We start from the raw sequence: 2,426 nt of genomic DNA, 5'->3' as shown, positions 1-2,426 counted from the left end.
CGAGCAGCAATCTGGTCAATCTGCTGTTCGATTGCTCAACCGTCGGCGTCATCGCGCTCGGCATCGTCTGCGTTCTGATGGTCGGCGAGATCGACCTGTCGGTCGGTTCGATCAGCGGCTTTGCCTCGGCCATGGTCGGCACGCTGTGGGTCAACCAGGGCTGGCCGGTGGCGCTCGCGATTCTGGCCGCTGTTGCCGTCGGCGGCTTCATCGGCGCCCTCTATGCGCTGCTGTTCAACCGGCTCGGCATGCCGAGCTTCGTCTCGACGCTGGCCGGCTTGCTGGCGGTGCTTGGCCTGCAGCTCTACATCCTCGGCTCGACCGGCTCGATCAACCTGCCCTACGGCTCGAACCTGGTGAATTTCGGCCAGTTGCTGATGATGCCCAAACTCGTCTCGTTCGCTCTGGCGGCCGTGCCGGGCATCGTCATGCTGATCACCGGCCTGCGCACCGTCGCGCGCCGCCGCGCCGCGAACCTGTCGGCGCCGTCGACCGGCGGGCTCGTCACGCGCGCGGTGGTGATTACGGTCATTCTCGAGCTCATCGTCTTCTATCTCAATCAGGCGCGCGGCATTCCGTGGATGTTCGGCCTGTTCGTCGGCCTGGTCATATCGATGCACTACGCGCTGACGCGGACCAAATGGGGCCGCTCTATGTCGGCGGTCGGCGGCAACCGCGAGGCGGCGCGGCGCGCCGGCATCAATGTGCGGCTGATCTATTCCAGCGCCTTCGTGCTGTGCTCGATGCTGGCGGCTTTCGGCGGCGTGCTGTCGGCGGCCCGCCTGGCCTCGGCCAGCCAGCAGGCCGGCACGGGCGACGTCAACCTCAACGCCATCGCAGCGGCCGTCATAGGCGGCACCAGCCTGTTCGGCGGCAGGGGCAGCGCCTATTCGGCACTGCTCGGCATCATCGTCATCCAGTCGATCGCCAGCGGCCTGACGCTGCTCGATCTGTCCTCGTCGCTTCGGTACATGATCACCGGCGCCGTGCTTGCCATCGCGGTCATCGTCGACTCGCTGGCACGCCGCTCGCGTGTCTCGCATGGCCGGGCCTGAACCCATCAACAGGAAGCAAGACATGAGCCAAGAACTGTCCGGAAAAGTTGCCGCCGTCACCGGTGCCGCGTCAGGCATCGGCCTCGAATGCGCCAGGCATATGCTGGCGGCCGGCGCCACCGTGGTGCTGGTCGACCGCGCCGAGGCGACGCTGAACAAACTGTGCGCCGAACTCGGCCCCAAAGCGATCCCGCTGGTGATCGACCTGATGCAGCCGGCAAGCGTCGCCACCATGATGCCGCAAATCCTGGAGAAGGCCGGCCAACTCGACATCTTCCATGCCAATGCCGGCGCCTATGTCGGCGGCGAGGTGGCGACCGGCGATCCCGACGTCTGGGATCGCATGCTCAACCTCAACATCAATGCCTGCTTCCGTTCGATCCAGGCGGTGCTGCCGCACATGATCGAACGCAAGACCGGCGACATCATCGTCACCAGTTCGATCGCCGGTCTGGTCCCGGTGGTCTGGGAACCGATCTACACGGCCTCCAAGCACGCCGTGCAGGCCTTCGTCCACACGGTGCGCCGGCAAGTCGCCAAGCACGGCCTGCGCGTCGGCGCCGTGGCGCCCGGCCCGGTGGTGACGGCACTGGTCGACGACTGGCCGAAGGCCAAGCTCGAAGAGGAACTCGCCGCCGGCGGCCTGATGCAGCCACGCGAGGTGGCCGAAGCGGTGATGTTCATGCTGACCCGGCCGCGCAATGTGACGATAAGGGATTTGGTGATTTTGCCGCAGAGCAATGATCTCTAGGGGGAGTAGGGGAGTAGGGCAGTAGGGCAGTAGGGCAGTAGGGCAGTAGGGCAGTAGGGCAGTAGGATTGCTCTGCCGTTCAATGCCCGGGCCCGAGCCAAGCCACCATCTCCTATTCCCGTACTGCCTTACTGCCCTACTCCCCTACTCCCCTACTGCCTTAAACCGAAGGTTTCCCCCAATGTCCCACTTCCTCGGCATCGACGTCGGCACCGGCAGCGCGCGGGCCGGGGTGTTCGACCACACGGGAACCCTGCTTGCCTCGGCCAAACGGGACATCGAGGTCTGGCGCGAGGCCGGCGACATTGTCGAGCAGTCGAGCAACGACATCTGGCGGGCGGTTTGCGCGGCCACGCGTGAAGCGGTCGCGCAATCGGGCGTGGCGCCCGAGGCGATCGCCGGCATCGGCTTCGACGCCACCTGTTCGCTGGTGGTGCTGGGCGAGGGCGGCGTGCCGCTGCCGGTAAGCAAGTCCGCCAATCCGGAACGCAACATCATCGTCTGGATGGATCATCGCGCGGTCGAGCAGACGCGCCGCATCAATCGCAGTGGCGAGGCGGTGTTGAACTACGTCGGCGGCGTCATCTCGCCGGAGATGGAAACGCCGAAACTCCTGTGGC

Annotated in this window: 3 protein-coding genes; all 3 read left to right on the top strand. The window is 65.8% G+C overall.

Annotated elements, in window-relative coordinates:
* Positions 1-1,055, top strand: a 1,055-nt coding sequence (locus tag ENZ74_RS29270; protein WP_127313201.1) for a sugar ABC transporter permease, incomplete at its 5' end; no start/stop codon positions are given.
* Between the two features lie 22 nt (positions 1,056-1,077).
* A complete protein-coding gene (locus ENZ74_RS29265) occupies positions 1,078-1,806 on the top strand; it encodes an SDR family oxidoreductase (RefSeq protein WP_024501651.1) in 729 nt (242 codons plus the stop codon).
* 181 nt (positions 1,807-1,987) lie between these two features.
* Positions 1,988-2,426, top strand: a 439-nt coding sequence (locus ENZ74_RS29260) for an FGGY family carbohydrate kinase (protein ID WP_245466020.1), incomplete at its 3' end; no start/stop codon positions are given.

The sequence above is a fragment of the Mesorhizobium sp. M7A.F.Ca.CA.002.15.2.1 genome (assembly GCF_003998715.1).
Lineage (GTDB): Bacteria > Pseudomonadota > Alphaproteobacteria > Rhizobiales > Rhizobiaceae > Mesorhizobium > Mesorhizobium ciceri.
The sequence above is the reverse complement of the archived record's forward strand: the minus strand, read 5'-3'. Positions and strand labels throughout refer to the sequence as shown.

Bases quoted from the DNA above. Each gene is read 5' to 3' on its own strand.
- ENZ74_RS29265 (WP_024501651.1), top strand. From the start codon at position 1,078: ATGAGCCAAGAACTGTCCGGAAAAGTTGCCGCCGTCACCGGTGCCGCG.